We start from the raw sequence: 17,176 nt of genomic DNA, 5'->3' as shown, positions 1-17,176 counted from the left end.
GCAGGGTGGAATCAGGCAGTTCAAACGCTCAGATACGAGCGCCTGACTTCTTCGTTGGCGGCCAATGCCTGCATGCTCGCTTGGTAACGGATCTGGCCTTTTTCAAGCACATAGGCCCGGTCTGACACCAGCTCGGCAAAGTGCATGTTTTGCTCGGACAGCAAGATGCTCACGCCCTGGGCTTTGAGCGCCAGGATCATCTGCACCATCTGCTCAATGATGACCGGCGCCACGCCTTCAGAGGGCTCATCGAGCAGCACCAAAAACGGATTGCCCATGAGGCTGCGGGCCACGGTGAGCATTTGTTGTTCGCCGCCGCTCATGCTGCCACCGTGGCGCTGGGGCATTTCACCCAGGTTGGGAAACAGCTCAAACAGGCGTTCGGGCGTCCAGTGGGGTGCGGTGGTGCCATCGGGCCACTGGCGAATGCGCTGCCGACCCACTTCCAGGTTTTCCATCACGGTGAGGTCGGTGAACACCCGGCGGTCTTCCGGCACAAAGCCCAAGCCCAGACGGGCCGCATGGTGCGGTTCGCTGTGCGACAGGTCATGCCCCATGAATGTGATCTGTCCGCGTCTGCGACCGATCATGCCGATCAAGGCTTTCAGGGTGGTGGATTTGCCCGCGCCGTTGCGGCCCATGAGGGCGACCACCTCGCCGCGGCGCACCTGCAGGTCCACGTCGTACAGGATTTGCGCTGCGCCATACCAGGCGGCCAGGCCTTTGGCGTCGAGCAGAATGTCTGGAGTGCTCATGCCTTGCTCTTTTCAAATGTCTTGCCAGTGCCGAAATAGACTTCCTGCACCTTGGGGTGGTCCCGAATTTCCAGGGGTTTGCCTTGCGCAATCAAGCGGCCCCGGGCCAGCACGATCATGCGGTCGGCATAGGCAAACACCACGTCCATGCTGTGCTCGGTGAACAACACCGCCATGCCGCGCTGGATGACCAGATCTTTGGTCAGGGCCATGAGCTCGTTGCGCTCTTTGGGCGCCATGCCTGCGGTGGGCTCGTCCATCAACAACAGCTTGGGATTGTTGGCCATGGCCACCGCCAATTCCACCCGCTTGACATCGCCATAGGCCAACACATTGCAAGGCCGGTCGGCCTGCGCCTTCATGCCCACCTGGTCGAGCAGGGCCAGCGCGTCATCGCGGCGATGGTTCGCAGCGCGCCGCCACATGGAAAACAACAGGTCGTCGTGCGAGAGCAAAGCCATTTGCACGTTTTCCAACACCGTGAGCGAGGCGAAGGTTTCGGCAATCTGAAAGGTCCGCCCCACGCCCTGACGCCAGATGTCACGGGGCTTTCGGCCCACCAGTTCATGGCCTTGGAGCTGGATGGAGCCCTGGTCGGCAAGCAGCTGACCATTGACCATGTTGAAGGTGGTGGTCTTGCCTGCCCCATTGGGGCCGATCAGGGCCAGCAGTTCGCCCGGGGACAGATCAAAGCTGATGCCGTCGACGGCCTTGACGCCGCCAAAAGACTTGCCCAGGTTGTTCACTTGCAAAAGCGGTGCAGTCATGATGAAGCACCCCCTGCAGTCGAAGATGTGGCCGAAAATCTGGACCGCAGTCGCTCCCACAGCCCTTGCACCGATCCGGCAATGCCTTGAGGAAACAACAGCACCAAAATCAAGATGATGGCGCCCAGCATGGCGCGCCAATAATCGGTGTTGCGCGCCACCACGTCATGCAGCCAGGTGAAACTGAAAGCGCCCACCACCGGCCCTGCCAGGGTTTGGATGCCACCCAGCAACACCATCACCAGGCCATCCACCGACTTGCCCACACTCAAGGATTCGGGCGAGATGCTGCCCTTGGAGAAGGCATACAGCGCCCCCGCCAGCCCGGCCACACCTCCCGCCAAAATGAAGGCCAGCCATTGCATGCGCTTGACATCGATGCCAATCGCATCGGCGCGCAACACCGAGTCACGCCCTGCGCGCAAGGCATAGCCAAAAGGCGAAAACAAAATACGGCGCAACCACAGCACACCCGCAGACACCAAGCCCAGGGTGAGCCAGTAGTACATGCGCTTGTCGCTGAACAACTCGGAAGGCCACACGCCCGTCAAGCCATTGCTGCCACCGGTGAAACTGTCCCACTGGAAGGTGATGGCCCAGGTGATTTGCGCAAAAGCCAAGGTGAGCATGGCCAGGTAAACCCCCGACAGACGCACGGCAAACCAGCCAAAGATCAAGGCACCGAAGGCCGCGACCAGCGGTGCCACCAGCAGCGCCATCTCCATGGACAAGCCTAAAGAGCGCACCAGCAGCGCCGCGCCGTAAGCGCCCAGGCCGAAGTAAGCCGCATGTCCGAAGGAGTGCATGCCCGCAGGCCCCATGATGAAGTGCAAGCTGGCCGCAAACAAAGCGGCAATCAGCAGGTCAATCAAGAGCACCGTGGTGTAAGGCGAGCTGGCCGTGAGCATGGGCATGGCCACCATCACCAGACCCAACACCGATGCAACCACCAAGTAGGCCTTGCTGGCGGGGCGCAAAGGCTCCTCGCGCATGCCCACGTAGCGGCTAGGTGCCTGGGCTTTGCCCAGCAGCCCCCAGGGCCGCCACACCAGCACCACCGCCATGACCAAAAAGTCCACCACCAGGGTGAGCTTGGAAAAAGACACCGACACACCGAACACATCCACCACACCCAGCCAGATGCACACGGCCTTGACCTCGGCAATCAGCAAAGCTGCGAGATACGCGCCGGGGATGGAGCCCATGCCCCCTACCACCACCACAACAAAGGCCGCACCGATGATGTGCAGGTCCATTTCGAGGTTGGCGGGCTCGCGGGGCAACTGCAAGGCACCGCCCAATCCGGCCAGCAATGCACCCAGCGCAAACACGGTGGTGAACAACCAGGCCTGGTTCACCCCCAGGGCGCTGACCATTTCGCGGTCTTGCGTGGCCGCACGCACCAAGGTGCCAAAGCGGGTGCGGGTGAGCAGCAGCCACAACAAGGCCAGCACCACCGGCCCCGCCACAATCAAAAACAAGTCGTACATGGGAAACTGCCGACCCAAAATAGACACCGAACCGGCCAGGCCCGGCGCGCGCGGCCCGAGCAACTCTTCCGGGCCCCACAGCCACAGCACCGCGTCCTTGAGCACCAGCACCAGGGCAAACGTGGCCAGCAACTGGAACAACTCGGGTGCCTTGTAAATGCGGCGCAACAGCAGCATCTCGATGATGGCCCCCAGAACACCCACGGCCAGGGCAGCCACGGCCAGCGAAGGCCAAAACCCGATGCTGCTGGCAAAGCGCTCCACCACGCTGTAGGCGATGTAGATGCCCGCCATGAAAAACGAGCCGTGCGCAAAATTCACAATGCGCGTCACACCAAAAATGAGCGACAGCCCTGCTGCCACAAAAAACAAGGACGATGCAGCCGCCAGTCCGTTGAGGAGTTGAACTAAAAATCCGGAAAAGCTCATGAGTCGGTCATTTCTAGAAAGGCCCAGCGCGGCATCCCCATGGGGCATGTTCCCAGGGGATGTCACACACTCAAGCGTGGAACAAATCCATCAGTCGGCGTTGCGCGTCTTCTTGACTTCGGCGGCTGGAGGTTGGTACTGCGCACCATCCAGATAACGCGCATCCACCATCACGCCTTTGCCACCTTCGTTCTTGGTGCGGCCCACAAAAGCGCCCATGGTCGACTGGTGGTCTTCGGCGCGGTAGGTGATCTTGCCAAATGGTGTGTCCACCTGCAGGCCACGGAAGGCCACGCGCAGTTTTTCAGAATCGGCGCTCTGGGCCTTGGCCACACCGGCCGCCACCGACTTGATCATGGCGTAACCCACCACCGAGCCCAAACGAGGGTAGTCCTTGAACTTGGCTTGATAGGCCTGCAAGAACGCGTTGTGCTCTCGGGTGTTGTGGTTGTTCCAGGGGTAACCCGTCACGATCCAGCCGTTCGGGGTTTCGTCCTTGAGCGGGTCCAGGTACTCGGGCTCGCCGGTCAGCATGCTGACGACTTCACGGCCCTGGAACAAGCCACGGGTGTTGCCTTCACGCACAAACTTGGACAGGTCGGCGCCAAACAACACGTTATAGATCGCATCGGGCTTGGCATCGGCCAGGGCCTGCACCACGCTGCCCGCGTCGAGCCTGCCCAGCGGTGGCGCCTGCTCGGCCACAAACTCCACGTCGGGCTGGGCGGCTTTGAGCAAGGTCTTGAATGCGGCAGCGGCAGACTGGCCATATTCATAGTTGGGGTAAACCACAGCCCAGCGTTTTTTCTTGAGCTTGACCGCCTCAGGCACCAGCATGGCGGCCTGCATGTAGGTGCCGGGGCGCAAACGGAAGGTGTAGGCGTTGCCGCCTTGCCAGGTCAGCTTGTCGGTCAGCGGTTCCCCGGCCAGGAAGAAAGCTTTTTTCTGCTTGGCAAAGTCGGCAACGGCCAAACCGGTGTTGGACAGGAAGGTGCCGGTCAGCACATCGATCTTTTCACGCGAGATCAGCTCTTCGGCCACGCGCACGGCATCACCCGGGTTGGCGTTGTCGTCGCGTGTGATCAGTTCGAACTTCTTGCCCATCACGCCACCCGCCGCATTGATCTCTTCAATGGCCAGCTCCATGCCCTTTTTGTAGGGCTCTAGGAAAGCGGGTTGGGCTTTGTAGCTGTTGAGTTCCCCGATCTTGAAGGTGTTTTGGGCCTGCGCGGGCACGGCGACCCAGGCAAGGGCTGCCAGCGCAAGGGCGCGGCGTAGAGGGTTGGCTGCTTTCATAAAGGATCTCCTTGGGTGGGGTGAAAAAAACGATTTTTTGAACGAGGGGCCTGCACGTCAACGCAAACCGTCCTGACCTTGTATCTCATGCACTTGTAAACCGCCGATGCGCGGCAGTGGACGTCCGCTGTCCGTCACCACCACCGCGACCACAATTTCTTGCGCGCGCGGTGCATCGCTCACACGTGCTTCCATGGCATCAAAATGACTGCGCACAAAAGCCGCATCCTTGTGGCCCAAGGGCACATCAATGGCTGTGCCCATGCCGCCACGTTTTTTGGCGGAAGGCACCAATGCAGCGCCTTTTTCGACGGCTGCACGCAAAGGCGCGCCCAGCTTGGGGTGCAAGATGGCGGCGGCGTGTTCCAGCTCACCGGCTTCCCCCACGATGGCGGCTTTGCCATAACTGTGTGCCTGGCCAGGCTCAATGCCCAAAGCCTGCACGCATTTTTGACCCAGCAAAGCACCCAACTCTTCACCGATGGTGATCAACTCGTCCAGGTTTTCGCTGTAGCGCCCAGCATAGGGGTTGGCAATCACGGCCATGGCCAAAGCGCGGCGTGTGGGGGGCGTGACGGCACGGCCCATTTCAAGCCGTGTCTCGTCCACTTGAACAATGATTTTTCGGATGTGTGCGGTCATTGAAGACGTCTCCTTGAGGGGTTGTGGGGTGGTCGTGCGGAATCAGCGCAGGCCGTTCCACTGGTGGATGTCTTGGGCACGCAAACCACCCACGCGATCATGGATGCGGTAGCCGGTGGTCATGGCCAGAATGAAGACGATTTCATCGGCCAGCGGTGCGCCAGGGACACGCACCTCGATGGCGTCAAACTGGCCGCGCACGTAAGAGGCGTTGATGTTGGTCAACGGTACATCCAGCGAGGCCCCGGGGGGGCCGACTTTTTTGGTTGACGGCACGATGGCCAAGGCATTGCCTGGCTGACCCGTGGGCTTTTCATCGACCTTGCCCGACTTGTAAGCGGCGCGGTCCCCCTTCCAGCCCAGCAATTCGCGCATGGCATAGCCTCCCGGCACATGCCACAGTGCACCATGCTCCAGTTCACCGAATTCACCCACAATCGCCCCCTTGCCATACGTGGCGATGCGCTCTGCAGGCACTGCCATGGCCACCAACAGCTGGCGCGCCATGTCAATGCCAACGTCCTGCAAGGCCTCCATCATGGGCAGGATGTTGGGCTCGTAGCGGCCGGCATAGGGGTTGGCCAGCACCGCGCCAATGGCCCCGCGCAGCAGTGACTGGGCCGGTGCAGGACCGAACTCATGGAAGATTTCTTCCACCTGGGTGAACACGCGTCGTATTTCAATCATTTCATCACCATAAACATTTCTCAGGCCAAGGCCAGAGGATTTTCCTCATAGGAGATGGGCTCAGGCGTAGCAGCCATGGCTAACAACCGCGATTGCCCCTGACACACCAGTGCCGCCGCTGCGATCAAGCCCTGCGCCTGACATTCTCGTGCGCGCTGCCACCCTGCATGAAGGGCACATTGAACCCACTCTACAGGCAAGCTCGGCACCGCCACTGTCACTTGCAAATCACCCAGATCGGTCATGTCCCGCAGGCTGTTGGCGGGCTGACGAACGATGCCTGGATGCGCCACATTGACGGCATTGGCAATGATGCTGGCTGCCGCATCGGCTTGCGCAGCCGTGGCGGCCAGCACCGTCACGCTGTCGGCAATGCCCAAAGAAAAACTGCGCCCGCGCCAACCACTGGTGGCAACGCCACGCACCGGCAAGGGGTGCGCAATTTCGAAAGCACCATCAAGGTTCAGCCCTTGCATCAACTCTTGCACTTGCAAACGCGCCAGATCGGCGTACAGGCCCACCCGCACCGACTGGCCTGGTGCCAGGTGCAAGGCGATGTCGCCCCCGTTGTTGACCCAGGCCCGCGCCACGCCTGCACGGGCATAACAAGCCAACAACTCTTGCGCCACGCTGCCCGCCACCGCCGCCATGGGCGTGATGTGGGTCTGGTCTGCCCAAGGTGCACAGGCCCGCCACATGCGCCGCGCCACGCCACCTTGCAAAGGACATGTTGTGCCCGCTTGCACCGGCAAGCGCAACACCGGCCATTCATCCATCAGCTCTGTCAGCAAGGGCTCAAAACGCATCCAGGCTTGTTCGTGCGCGAGCGCCACGGCCGCTTCGCCGTCTGGACCCCAAGGGTCAGCGCCGATCACGATGTCCATGGGGCCATGCTGGAAATGCCAGCGACCGCCGGGCAAGCGATGACGAGTAGCACCCACGCGCGGCCCCTTATCCGAGCATCGGGTCTTGCCCGAGCGGCCAGGGGTTAGCCTGTGGCTGGGCCTGCCACGACAGGGCTGTTGGGGCGCCGTCGCTGTGCCAGGACCCTTGCTTCAAGACCTCTTGCAGCGAGCGCACATGCGCCATGTGCCCCCCCAAAGCTTGGTAGTCCGACAGTCGCATGCTGAATTCAATCGGGGCAATGATGGCCGGCGTGGGCACCGTGCCGAAACTGTTGTCTGGCATGCGCAGGACATCCGACATCACCGTGATGCCACCGCCAGGCCAGACAAAGGCGGGCGCACCGCCACACGTCACATTGACCAAAGCCTGCTTGATGGCGCGGGTGAGCAGCACCGGATTTTCGGTGACGCCGGCTCGCAAACTGCCGCCTGCGCCCGCCAGAAACATCACGCTGCACAGCGAGGGTTCGCAATTCTCGCCAATGCGTTCCACGATGTCCCGCACCGCCGCAGGCATGTCTTGCGGCACGGCCTGCAATTGCTCGTTGAGCACATACCAAGCCGCATGCTCACCCGTGGTCGAGGTCATGAGCATGCGCAAGCCCGGCCAGGCCACCTGCGGGTCCCAGCCTTCGATGATGGACAAGGGGTCTGCAATGTCGGTGCCACCCCAGCCATTGCCCGGATTGGCCACCTGAAAATACCGCCCCGGCGTCGATTTTCGCCCCCGCATGTCAAGGCCCGAAGGCTTCATGTCCAAGCAGCGCCCCGCCTGGTGCTCGGTCAGGACGCCGGTGATGTGGTCGTCCAGCACCACCACCTCGTCGGCCAATCCTAAAAATTGCTTGGCAAAAATACCCACCACGGCCGAGCCACAGCCCACGCGCATGCGCTGCTCCAGCACGCCGTTGACAATGGGTGCAAGTCCCGCTTGGATCACCAGCTGCGCGCCGCCATCGATGGTCAGCTCCACCGCTTGCTTGTTGCCTAAAGCCTGCATCATGTCCACGGTGACACGGCCTTCTTTCTTGCTGCCACCGGTCAGGTGGTGCACCCCACCGAGCGACAGCATTTGCGAGCCATATTCGGCGGTGGTGACATGCCCCACCACCTCGCCCTTCATGCGCACATTGGCTTGCTCCGCACCCAAGAAGCGATCGGTGTCGATCTTCACCTTGAAACTGCAGTAGCTGAAAATGCCTTCGGTGACCACGGTCACCATGTCCACACCGTCGACCTGCGAAGACACGATGAAAGGTGCCGGTTTGTAGTCGGGATAGGTGGTCGACGCGCCGACGCCGGTGACAAACACCTGATCGGTGTGCAGCAGGTCACCACGCCACTCGGCAGGCCCTTCATCAGACGCACCCGCCGCAAACGGCACGAGCAACGGCTCGTCTTTGTCGAGCGTGCGGCGCAAAAAAACCACCGGGTCCACACGCACCAGCAGACCTTCGCGGTTGGCATAACGGTCACAAGCACCCAACCGGCCCTCAGAAATTTGGCAAAGGACGGGGCAGGCATTGCACTCGATCTTGGCACCGCTCATGCGCTCATTGCGCGGCTGGGCACGTTCAGGCACCTGCTGCGTCGCAGGGGTCTCCATGCCGGGAAGCCCATCGGTTTTTGAGTGTTCGGTCATCTCGGGTTTTGCTTGTCAAAAAGCCGAAGTGCGCACTTGCACGACGGATTCATTCTGTGTAGCATTCACAACACCAAAATGTTGCGTTCACTACATTAAAGTCAATGTAGCGCATCCTGTTTTGCTGTGCAACAGTGTTTTCCCCAAGCTGTCGCGCACTGCCCTGCAAAGGGTTTTTGCTTTGTCCAACCTGACCTTGATCGACCATGAGCGCCTTTCTTGAAGAACGTGTCTTGAGCGTGCACCACTGGACAGACCGCCTGTTCACCTTCACCACCACACGCGATCCATCGCTGCGTTTTTCCAATGGCCACTTCACCATGATTGGCCTGCGATTGAATGGCAAACCGCTGCTGAGGGCCTACAGCATCGCCAGCCCCAACTACGAAGAACATCTGGAATTTCTGAGCATCAAGGTCGAGGAAGGCCCCTTGACTTCCCACCTGCAACACATCCAGGTGGGCGACACCATCATCGTCGGCAAAAAGCCCACAGGCACCTTGCTGATCGACTACCTGACGCCAGCCAAACGCTTGTACCTGCTGTCGACCGGCACCGGCTTGGCACCCTTTCTGAGCATCATCCGCGACCCCGAGACCTATGAAAAATTTGAAACTGTGGTGGTGGTGCATGGCGTGCGTCAGGTGGATGAACTGGCCTACCATGACCTGATCGTCGATCACTTGCCGCAACACGAATTTCTGGGCGACATGATCGGCCAACAGCTGCGCTACTACCCGACAGTCACACGCGAGACTTACCGCAACATGGGCCGTGTGACGGCGCTGATTGAAAGTGGCAAACTGTTCACGGACTTGGCCTTGTCCCCCATGAACCCGGCCCAAGACCGGGTCATGTTGTGCGGCAGCCCGGGCATGCTCAACGACCTCAAGCGCATGCTGGAGGCACAGGGCTTTGTGGAGGGCAACACCAGCACCCCGGGTGACTTTGTCATTGAACGGGCATTTGTCGAGAAATAAACACCCATGGTGACTGCAGCACGCCAACCCAAGCCCAGCCTGGCCAAGCCAAGTGCCAAGCGCGTAGTAGGGGTGCGCGAACACAACGCGCAACAAACACGCGAGAGCATCTTGCGCGCCGCGATCAAGGTGTTTGCGCAGCACGGTTATGAAGGCGGCAGTGTCGAAAAAATTTCTCGGCAGGCCATGTCCTACGACCGCATGATCTATTACTACTTCGGCAGCAAAGAGGGCTTGTTCATCGAAGTGCTGGAGACGATTTACCGCCGCATGAACGACGCAGAAGCGCAATTGGCCATCGATGTGAGCACGCCGCGGCTTGCCTTGGAGCAAGTGGTTCATTTTGTGTTGGACTATTACCGCAGCCATCCGGAATTCGTCACCCTGCTCAACACGGAAAATTTGCACAAAGGCAAGCACATCGTGAAATCGCTGCGTGCGCGCGAATTTTCTTCGCCAGCCATCGCTGTGATCCATGACATCTTGCGCGCTGGTGTATTGCAGGGGCTTTTTCGCGCCGACATATCGGCCCGCGATGTTTACTTGTTGATCGCAGCCACCGGTTATTTCTACATGTCCAACCGGTACACGCTGTCGGCCTTTTTGGGCGAAAACATCGATGCTCCGCAGGCTGTGGCGCAGTGGAAATCTTTCGTCATTGACACCGTGTTCCGCGTGGTCAATGTCCCCCTTGCATCCCACCCTTAAGGAGACTCCTCATGGCAGACATCAGCACCACCGGCGCATCCGGCAAAGTCGTCATCAAAAACATTGGCTTGCTGCTCTCGGGCGACCTGGACCAGCCCATCTTGCAGGCGGACACTATCGTCGTGCATGACGGCCTCATCACCGCCGTAGGCCACGAAAAAGATTGCGATCTGGAAGGCGCCCAGACCGTCATCGATGCGCGTCAAACCTGTGTTTGCCCGGGTTTGATCGACAGCCATGTGCACCCGGTGTTTGGCGACTGGACTCCACGCCAAAACCAGATCGGCTGGATCGACTCGACCATGAATGGCGGGGTGACCACCATGGTCTCGGCTGGAGAAGTGCACTTGCCTGGCCGCCCCAAAGACATCGTGGGCCTCAAAGCCCTGGCCATCACGGCACAACGCGCTTTTGACAACTTCCGCCCCGGGGGCGTGAAGGTGATTGCAGGCGCGCCCATCATTGAAAAAGGCATGACCGAGCAAGACTTCAAGGACTTGGCCGATGCGGGCGTCACGCTGCTGGGTGAAGTTGGCCTGGGTTCCGTCAAGGCCGGGTACGAGGCCCAGCAAATGGTGGCTTGGGCCCGCAAGCACGGCATCCAAAGCACGATCCACACCGGCGGTCCCTCCATTCCGGGATCGGGGATGATCGACAAGGATGTGGTGCTTGAAGCCGATGCCGACGTCATTGGCCATATCAATGGCGGGCACACCTCGCTGCCTGAAGCCCATGTCTGCGAGTTGTGCGAAAAGTCTTCCCGTGCGATCGAGATCGTGCACAACGGCAACGAGCGGGTGGCCATCGCGGCGGCACGGGCGGCCCTTGAACTGAAGTGCCCGCACCGCGTCATCTTGGGCACCGATGGGCCTGCAGGCTCTGGCGTGCAACCGCTGGGCATGCTGCGCATGGTGGCGCTGCTGTCCAGCCTGGCCAACATCCCCGCCGAGCTGGTGTTTTGCTTTGCCACCGGCAATACGGCCCGCATCCGCAACCTCAACTGCGGCCTGATCGAAGTCGGACGGACAGCCGATTTTGTCTTTATGGACCGCGCCCAGCACACCGCAGGCAAAACCCTTCTGGAGAGTATTCAGCTGGGTGACATCCCCGGCATTGGCATGGTCATGATCGACGGCATCGTGCGTTGCGGCCGCAGCCGCAACACGCCTCCCGCCACCGAAATCCCGGTGGTGCTGGGCAGCCATTGACGCTGTGGCTGCAACGCTGGCCGCTGTGTGGCATCCCGCTGATCACCCTGCTCCAGCGCTTTCGCGGTGACAGCGGCGCAGCCGATGGGCGCCTTCCACTTGTTTTCAATACCGACCTCCAGCCCATGAACTTTGAACCCCTGATCGAACTGACCCGCAATGGCATCCAGGAATGCGTGCACATGGGCGCACTGGCCGTGACCGACACCGAAGGCCGCGTGCTGGCGCAAGTGGGCAACCCGCATTGGCTGTGCTTCACCCGCTCGACCCTCAAGGCCATGCAGGCGCTGCCGCTGGTGCAGTCGGGCGGCGTGGCGCATTTCGGCTTCACCCCCACCGAGCTGGCCATGATGTGCGCCAGCCACAACGGTGAAGACATGCACGTCGAGCAGGTGGCGTCCATCTTGCGCAAATGCGGCAGCACCACGCGGCAGATGCGCTGCGGCTGCCATGTGCCTTACCGCTTCACGTTTTTTGACCAACCCATGCCCGAAGGCTTTGCGTACGACGAGCGGCACCACAACTGCAGCGGCAAGCACAGCGGCTTTTTGGCCTACTGCGTGCAGCATGGCCTGTCCACCGACAGCTACACCGAAGTTGACCACCCTTTGCAGCAGCAAGTGCGCCGAGCCGTGGCGCATCTCGCGGGGTTGAGCGAAGCAGAACTGTCGTTGGGCATTGACGGCTGCTCGGCCCCGAACTACGCCATGCCTTTGTCACGCTTGGCGCGCAGCTATGCGCGTCTGGCGCAACCCGAATCGGACGGGCTGTACGGCGAGAGCCTGCAACTGCTAGGGCAGGCCATGACTGCGCACCCCGAGCTGGTGTCGGGCACCGGACGCAACGACGCCGACTTCATGCGCGCCGGTCGGGGCGACTGGGTCACCAAGGTGGGGGCCGATGGGGTGCAGGTGGTGGGCAGTCGCTCGCGGGGCCAAGCCCTGGGCATCAAGATCATGGACGGCAACAAGGCGGCGTTGTTTGCCGCCACCGTGGAGGCCTTGGACCGACTGGGTTGGTTAGACGATGCGCAACGCACCGCACTGGAGCCTTGGCGTGCGCAGGTGCTGCTGAATGTGGCGGGCGCGCCGGTGGGCGAGCGGCGCAGCGTTTTTAAGCTGCGCTTTGGTGAGACCGTTTGAATGACGGTGGCGGGCCGGTGACCGGTCGGTGATGGGGCTGAGAGGGATGGTCAGGGTTGGCCCCGAGCCGCTCAGCGCTGGCCAAAAATCGCCGTGCCCACCCGCACCATGGTGCTGCCTTCGGCGATGGCCGACGCCATGTCGGCGCTCATGCCCATTGACAAGGTGTCCAGCGGCAAGCCTTGCTGGCGCAAGGATTCAAACAAGGCTTTGGCCTGGGCATGCACAGCCCGCATTTGCACGTCGGTCTCGGCAGGTTCGGGAATGGTCATCAGGCCGCGCAGTTGCAGGCGCGGCAAAGCGGCCACGGCCTGCGCCAGCGCGGGCAGCTCTTGTGGGCTCACGCCCGATTTGGTGTCGCCGCCGTCCACATTGACCTGGATGCACACCTGCAAGGGGGGCAGGTGTTCGGGACGTTGCTCGGACAGACGCTGCGCGATTTTCAGGCGGTCCACACTGTGCACCCAGTCAAAGTGCTCGGCCACCAAACGGGTTTTGTTGCTCTGAATCGGGCCGATGCAATGCCAGACCAGTGGCAAATCGCGCAATGCCGTGATCTTGTCCACCGCTTCTTGGATGTAGTTTTCGCCAAAAGCGGTTTGCCCTGCCGCATGGGCTTGGCGCACCGCTTCAGGCCCCCAGGTTTTGGAGACAGCCAGCAATAGCACGCTGTCTAAGGCGCGCCCTGATGCCTGGCAAGCGGTCTGAATCTGCACCCTGACGCGGGCGATGTTGTCGGCAATGGATGGGCTCATGGATGGAGCGTACCAAAAGCAGCGATGTCACCCAATGGTCAGCCCAAAGCACCCGGTGCACACCAGACCACCCACGGGCTGCCAAAATAGCCTATTTATCCACTCCACAACGAGACACGCCATGAGCCAAATTGCTGCCAAAACCTACGAAGCCGCCCCCGCCAAAAAAGTCGCCTTTTTGGGCCTGGGTGTGATGGGCTACCCCATGGCGGGCCATTTGGCCCGTGCCGGTCACCACGTCACCGTGTACAACCGAAGTGCGGCCAAAGCCGCCGCCTGGACGGCCGAATGCCCCGGTAACGCCAGTGCCCCCACGCCACGCGAGGCCGTTGCCGGTGTGGACATCGTGTATGCCTGCGTGGGCAACGACGCCGATTTGCGCAGCGTGGTTTTGGGCCCGAACGGCGCCTTTGTCGGCATGAAGCCCGGTGCCATTTTTGTAGACCACACCACGGCGTCTGCTGAGATTGCACGCGAGCTGTACGCCGAAGCCCAAAAGCTGGGCCTGCACTTTGTCGACGCCCCCGTCTCGGGCGGCCAGGCGGGTGCGCAAAACGGCATGCTTACCGTGATGTGCGGTGGCGACGCAGTCGCCTTTGATGCCGTCAAGCCAGCAGCCATGGCGTTCTCGCGGGCCTTCACTTTGCTGGGCGCATCGGGCGCGGGCCAGCTGGCCAAGATGGTCAACCAGATCTGCATCGCGGGCCTGGTGCAAGGCCTGTCCGAGGCCATCGCCTTTGGCCAGCAAGCGGGTCTGGACATGCACCAGGTGCTGGAAGTGATCGGCAAGGGTGCCGCGCAAAGCTGGCAACTTGACAACCGCGGCAAGACCATGGCCGACGACAAATTTGAATTCGGTTTCGCAGTGGACTGGATGCGCAAGGACTTGGGGCTGGTGCTGGACGAAGCCAAGCGCAACGGGGCGCGCCTGCCGGTCACCGCGCTGGTCGACCAGTTCTATGCCGATGTGCAAAAAATGGGTGGCGGCCGTTGGGACACCTCCAGCCTGATCCGCCGCTTGCGCTGAATTCGCACTGAACCTCAGGGCTTGCGCAAGCCCAGCCACAGAACGGCGGCCACCACCACGGCCGCCCCCAGCAACTGCATGGGGGCGATGGCCTGGCCCAGCAGTGCCCAGGCCAGCACCAGCGCAAAGATGGGCTCGACGTTCATGATGGCCGAGTTGCCCACCACGCCCAACTTGGGCAGCACGGTGAACATGATGGTGAAAGCCGTACCATACAGAAAAGTCAGCATCGCCAGACCCCACCAACCGGGCACGGCCTGCGGCCACTGAAAGCTACCTTGCGTGATGGCCACGCTGGCGGCCAGCACGCCCACGGTGGCCATGGTGGTGAAGGTGCGCAGACGTCCGTCCACCCCCACCGTCTCGTGCTGGGTGAGCACCAAGGCCAGCCCAAAGGTGGCCGAAGCAGCCAGGGCAAAACCCACGCCCGCCCCAATCTCTGTCCATTGCCGCGCCGCACCCAGGCCCGAGGCCGCGCCCAGCACGTCCAGCGCCAAGGCCAGACCAGCCACCATCACCGGCATGGCCCACAGCACGGCGCGCTCGGGTCGGTGGCCGTACAACATCCTGGCCCACAGGGCCGTGGTCAGCGGGTAAGTGTTGAAGGCCAGCAAGGCCAGGGCGACGGGCAAACGCGCCACCGCCGAATACAAACACACGCTTTGCACCGCGATCAGCAGGCCCACCGCGGCCAGGTATTTGCGCTGCGCGGGCAAAACCCGAAAGGCCACTTTTTGCTGCCACAAGATCAGCGCCACCACGCTGGCGGTGACCACGCTGCGCACCGTCACCGCCGTCACCACGTCCAGCCCATGGTTGAAAGCGGTGCGGGCAGCCACATGGTTGGCCCCCATCATGAAGGCGATCAGCAGCAAGGTGCCAAAGGCGGCACCGGTCAAACCCGGCGGCGAGGAAAGGCGGAGTGAGCTCATGCGCTCATGGTGGCGGGTAGAGCCCCAAGCCCCTGGCATGCAGGCGGCTGAGGCCCAGCAAGGCGTCGGTGAAGGGCGTGGCCACACCGGTCAGCTGGCCCAACTCCCGCACCGAGGCCACCAGGGCATCGAGTTCGACCGGCTTGCCCGCGTCCACGTCTTGCAGCATCGAGGTGCGAAAGGCCCCGAGTTTGCGCGTGACGGCGTGGCGGTCTTCGGGCGTCTGCGCGATTGGGATGCCGATGCGCTCGCCAATGGCCTTGGCTTCGAGCATGACGCTGGAGACAAAGCCGCGCACCAGCGGGTCGTCCAGGATCACGTCGGTGGTGGCCCCGGTGAAGGCGCTGATGGGGTTGATGGTCATGTTGCCCCAGAGCTTGTACCAAACGTCTTTCTGAATTTGGGGTGAGGCTGTGGCGTTGAAACCCGCCTGCACCAACAAGGCCACGAGCGCCTGCACACGCGGCGTGTCGGCCCCACTGGGCTCGCCCACAATCAAGCCGTTGCCAAAGTGGTGACGGATCACGCCCGGCATGTCCACCATGCAACTGGCGTGCACCACACCGCCGATCACCCGGTCGGCGGGGATGTGCTGGGCAATCCCGCCAGACGGGTCCACCGATTGCAAGGTGGTGCCCGACAAGCTGCCGCCAAAGCCTTGCAAAAACCACCACGGCACGCCGTTCATTGCTGTGAGTACGACTGTGTTGGGGCCGATGAGTGGCCCGATGCGCCGGGCCACGTCGGCCATGGCGGGCGCCTTCACGGCCACGATCACCAGGTCTTGCACGCCCAGATCGGCCGGGTTCTCGCGTGCGATCAGTGAGGTGCGAATTTCCTGATCAGCTTGCAGCAGCACCAAGCCATTTTGTTGCAGGGCTTCGAATGTGGCGCCTCGCGCCACCGCGCTCAGGCTGCAGCCTTGCTGCGCCAGGTGCGTTCCGATCCAGCCGCCGATGGCGCCAGCGCCGTAGATACAGACTTTCATGCGCGCCACCCCTTGTCTTGCCGGTCGACTTGGCGCACCAGCGATTGAAATACGTCTTGGCCCGCGCCGTGGTTCGGGTTGAACTGCAAGGCGTCCCGGGTGCATTTGTCGGCAATGGCCTCGGGCACAGCAATGGGCTGGCCCATGCTGAACGTGGCCAGCTGGATTTCGCAGGCGCGCTGCAAGGTCCACAGCACCGCAAAGGTTTGCGCCAAGGTGTGCCCCCAGGCCAGCAGGCCGTGGTTGCGCAAGATGACGGCTTGTTTGTCGCCGATGCTGCGCAGCAGGCGCGGCGCTTCGTCCGCGTGGATGGTGATGCCCTCGAAGTCGTGGTAAGCCACCATGTTGTGCAGCTGGGCGCTGTAAAAATTGGTCTGCTGCAAACCGCCTTGTACACAGGCTACCGCCACACCCGCCGTGGTGTGGGTGTGCATCACGCAATGCGCTCCGGCCAGGCCTTCGTGCACGGCGGCATGCACCGTGAAGCCCGCGGGGTTGACAGGGTAAGGCGAGCCATCCAGTACCCGGCCTTGCACGTCGATCTTGACCAGGTTGCTGGCCGTGACCTCGCTGTAGTGCAGGCCAAAGGGGTTGATCAAAAAGTGTTTGTTGCCCCCCGTGACGCTGTCTGGCAGGCGCAGCGTGATGTGGTTGTAAATCATCTCGGTCCAGCCCAGCAGGGCAAAGACACGGTAACAAGCGGCCAGCTCCAGTCGGGCTTGCCATTCGTCAGGGTGCACCCGCGCTTGCAGCGAGGGCACCACCGGTTGGGGGGAGGGGAACATCGTCGTTTCCTTGTTCATTGAATTGGGGGCACTTAATT

At 61.8% G+C, this 17,176-nt stretch carries 17 protein-coding genes; 5 read left to right on the top strand and 12 right to left on the bottom strand.

The window, feature by feature from the left end; genetic code table 11:
* Positions 1-20 precede the first annotated feature (20 nt).
* The 8 genes from Q0O99_RS05940 to Q0O99_RS05905 form a co-directional block, all read right to left on the bottom strand.
* On the bottom strand, positions 21-755 hold the full coding sequence (locus Q0O99_RS05940) for an ABC transporter ATP-binding protein (RefSeq protein ID WP_293749530.1): 735 nt from the start codon (positions 753-755) through the stop codon (positions 21-23).
* Positions 752-1,522 (bottom strand): ABC transporter ATP-binding protein, encoded by a 771-nt coding sequence (locus Q0O99_RS05935; RefSeq protein WP_293749529.1) that lies wholly within the window; start codon positions 1,520-1,522, stop codon positions 752-754. Before Q0O99_RS05935 ends, Q0O99_RS05940 begins: the two co-directional genes overlap by 4 nt.
* Entirely contained in the window at positions 1,519-3,441 is a 1,923-nt protein-coding gene (locus Q0O99_RS05930; protein ID WP_293749527.1) for an ABC transporter permease, read from the bottom strand. Before Q0O99_RS05930 ends, Q0O99_RS05935 begins: the two co-directional genes overlap by 4 nt.
* A 90-nt stretch (positions 3,442-3,531) precedes the next feature.
* On the bottom strand, positions 3,532-4,737 hold the full coding sequence (locus tag Q0O99_RS05925) for an ABC transporter substrate-binding protein (protein WP_293749525.1): 1,206 nt from the start codon (positions 4,735-4,737) through the stop codon (positions 3,532-3,534).
* A 57-nt stretch (positions 4,738-4,794) separates the two neighbouring features.
* On the bottom strand, positions 4,795-5,379 hold the full coding sequence (locus Q0O99_RS05920; RefSeq protein WP_293749523.1) for an amino acid synthesis family protein: 585 nt from the start codon (positions 5,377-5,379) through the stop codon (positions 4,795-4,797).
* Between the two features lie 42 nt (positions 5,380-5,421).
* The gene (locus Q0O99_RS05915; RefSeq protein WP_293749521.1) at positions 5,422-6,066 is read right to left on the bottom strand and encodes an amino acid synthesis family protein; all 645 of its coding nucleotides are present in this window, start codon (positions 6,064-6,066) and stop codon (positions 5,422-5,424) included.
* Between the two features lie 20 nt (positions 6,067-6,086).
* Positions 6,087-7,007, bottom strand: a complete 921-nt coding sequence (locus Q0O99_RS05910) for a UPF0280 family protein (RefSeq protein ID WP_293749519.1) — start codon at positions 7,005-7,007, stop codon at positions 6,087-6,089.
* 10 nt (positions 7,008-7,017) lie between these two features.
* Positions 7,018-8,613 carry a 6-hydroxynicotinate reductase gene (locus Q0O99_RS05905; protein WP_293749518.1) on the bottom strand — a complete coding sequence of 532 codons (1,596 nt, stop codon included), beginning with the start codon at positions 8,611-8,613 and terminating at the stop codon, positions 7,018-7,020.
* A gap of 206 nt (positions 8,614-8,819) precedes the next feature.
* On the opposite strand from Q0O99_RS05905, the gene Q0O99_RS05900 reads away from it, so the two are divergent.
* From Q0O99_RS05900 to Q0O99_RS05885, 4 genes are all read left to right on the top strand, one after another.
* Positions 8,820-9,593 (top strand): ferredoxin--NADP reductase, encoded by a 774-nt coding sequence (locus Q0O99_RS05900; protein ID WP_293749517.1) that lies wholly within the window; start codon positions 8,820-8,822, stop codon positions 9,591-9,593.
* Between the two features lie 6 nt (positions 9,594-9,599).
* On the top strand, positions 9,600-10,301 hold the full coding sequence (locus Q0O99_RS05895; protein ID WP_293749515.1) for a TetR/AcrR family transcriptional regulator: 702 nt from the start codon (positions 9,600-9,602) through the stop codon (positions 10,299-10,301).
* A gap of 11 nt (positions 10,302-10,312) precedes the next feature.
* Positions 10,313-11,509 (top strand): amidohydrolase family protein, encoded by a 1,197-nt coding sequence (locus Q0O99_RS05890; RefSeq protein ID WP_293749514.1) that lies wholly within the window; start codon positions 10,313-10,315, stop codon positions 11,507-11,509.
* A gap of 125 nt (positions 11,510-11,634) precedes the next feature.
* Positions 11,635-12,651 (top strand): asparaginase, encoded by a 1,017-nt coding sequence (locus tag Q0O99_RS05885; protein ID WP_293749513.1) that lies wholly within the window; start codon positions 11,635-11,637, stop codon positions 12,649-12,651.
* Positions 12,652-12,722: 71 nt separating this feature from the next.
* On the opposite strand, the gene Q0O99_RS05880 is transcribed toward Q0O99_RS05885, so the two are convergent.
* Positions 12,723-13,406, bottom strand: a complete 684-nt coding sequence (locus tag Q0O99_RS05880; RefSeq protein ID WP_293749512.1) for a YggS family pyridoxal phosphate-dependent enzyme — start codon at positions 13,404-13,406, stop codon at positions 12,723-12,725.
* A gap of 121 nt (positions 13,407-13,527) precedes the next feature.
* Here Q0O99_RS05880 and Q0O99_RS05875 point away from each other — a divergent pair, with 121 nt between their 5' ends.
* Entirely contained in the window at positions 13,528-14,433 is a 906-nt protein-coding gene (locus tag Q0O99_RS05875; protein ID WP_293749510.1) for an NAD(P)-dependent oxidoreductase, read from the top strand.
* A gap of 14 nt (positions 14,434-14,447) precedes the next feature.
* Here the strand turns inward: Q0O99_RS05875 and Q0O99_RS05870 are convergent, their stop codons facing one another.
* The 3 genes from Q0O99_RS05870 to Q0O99_RS05860 are packed head-to-tail and all read right to left on the bottom strand — an operon-like array spanning position 14,448 to position 17,138.
* Entirely contained in the window at positions 14,448-15,365 is a 918-nt protein-coding gene (locus tag Q0O99_RS05870; protein WP_293749508.1) for an EamA family transporter, read from the bottom strand.
* A 4-nt stretch (positions 15,366-15,369) separates the two neighbouring features.
* Positions 15,370-16,353, bottom strand: coding sequence for a 2-dehydropantoate 2-reductase (locus Q0O99_RS05865; RefSeq protein WP_293749506.1), 984 nt, complete (start codon positions 16,351-16,353; stop codon positions 15,370-15,372).
* Positions 16,350-17,138, bottom strand: a complete 789-nt coding sequence (locus Q0O99_RS05860; protein ID WP_293749505.1) for a class II aldolase/adducin family protein — start codon at positions 17,136-17,138, stop codon at positions 16,350-16,352. The genes Q0O99_RS05865 and Q0O99_RS05860 overlap by 4 nt, the downstream gene beginning before the upstream one ends.
* Positions 17,139-17,176 lie beyond the last annotated feature (38 nt).

Source organism: Limnohabitans sp. Rim8 (assembly GCF_945901735.1).
In the GTDB taxonomy this organism is placed as follows: Bacteria; Pseudomonadota; Gammaproteobacteria; order Burkholderiales; family Burkholderiaceae_C; genus Limnohabitans_A.
The sequence above is the reverse complement of the archived record's forward strand: the minus strand, read 5'-3'. Positions and strand labels throughout refer to the sequence as shown.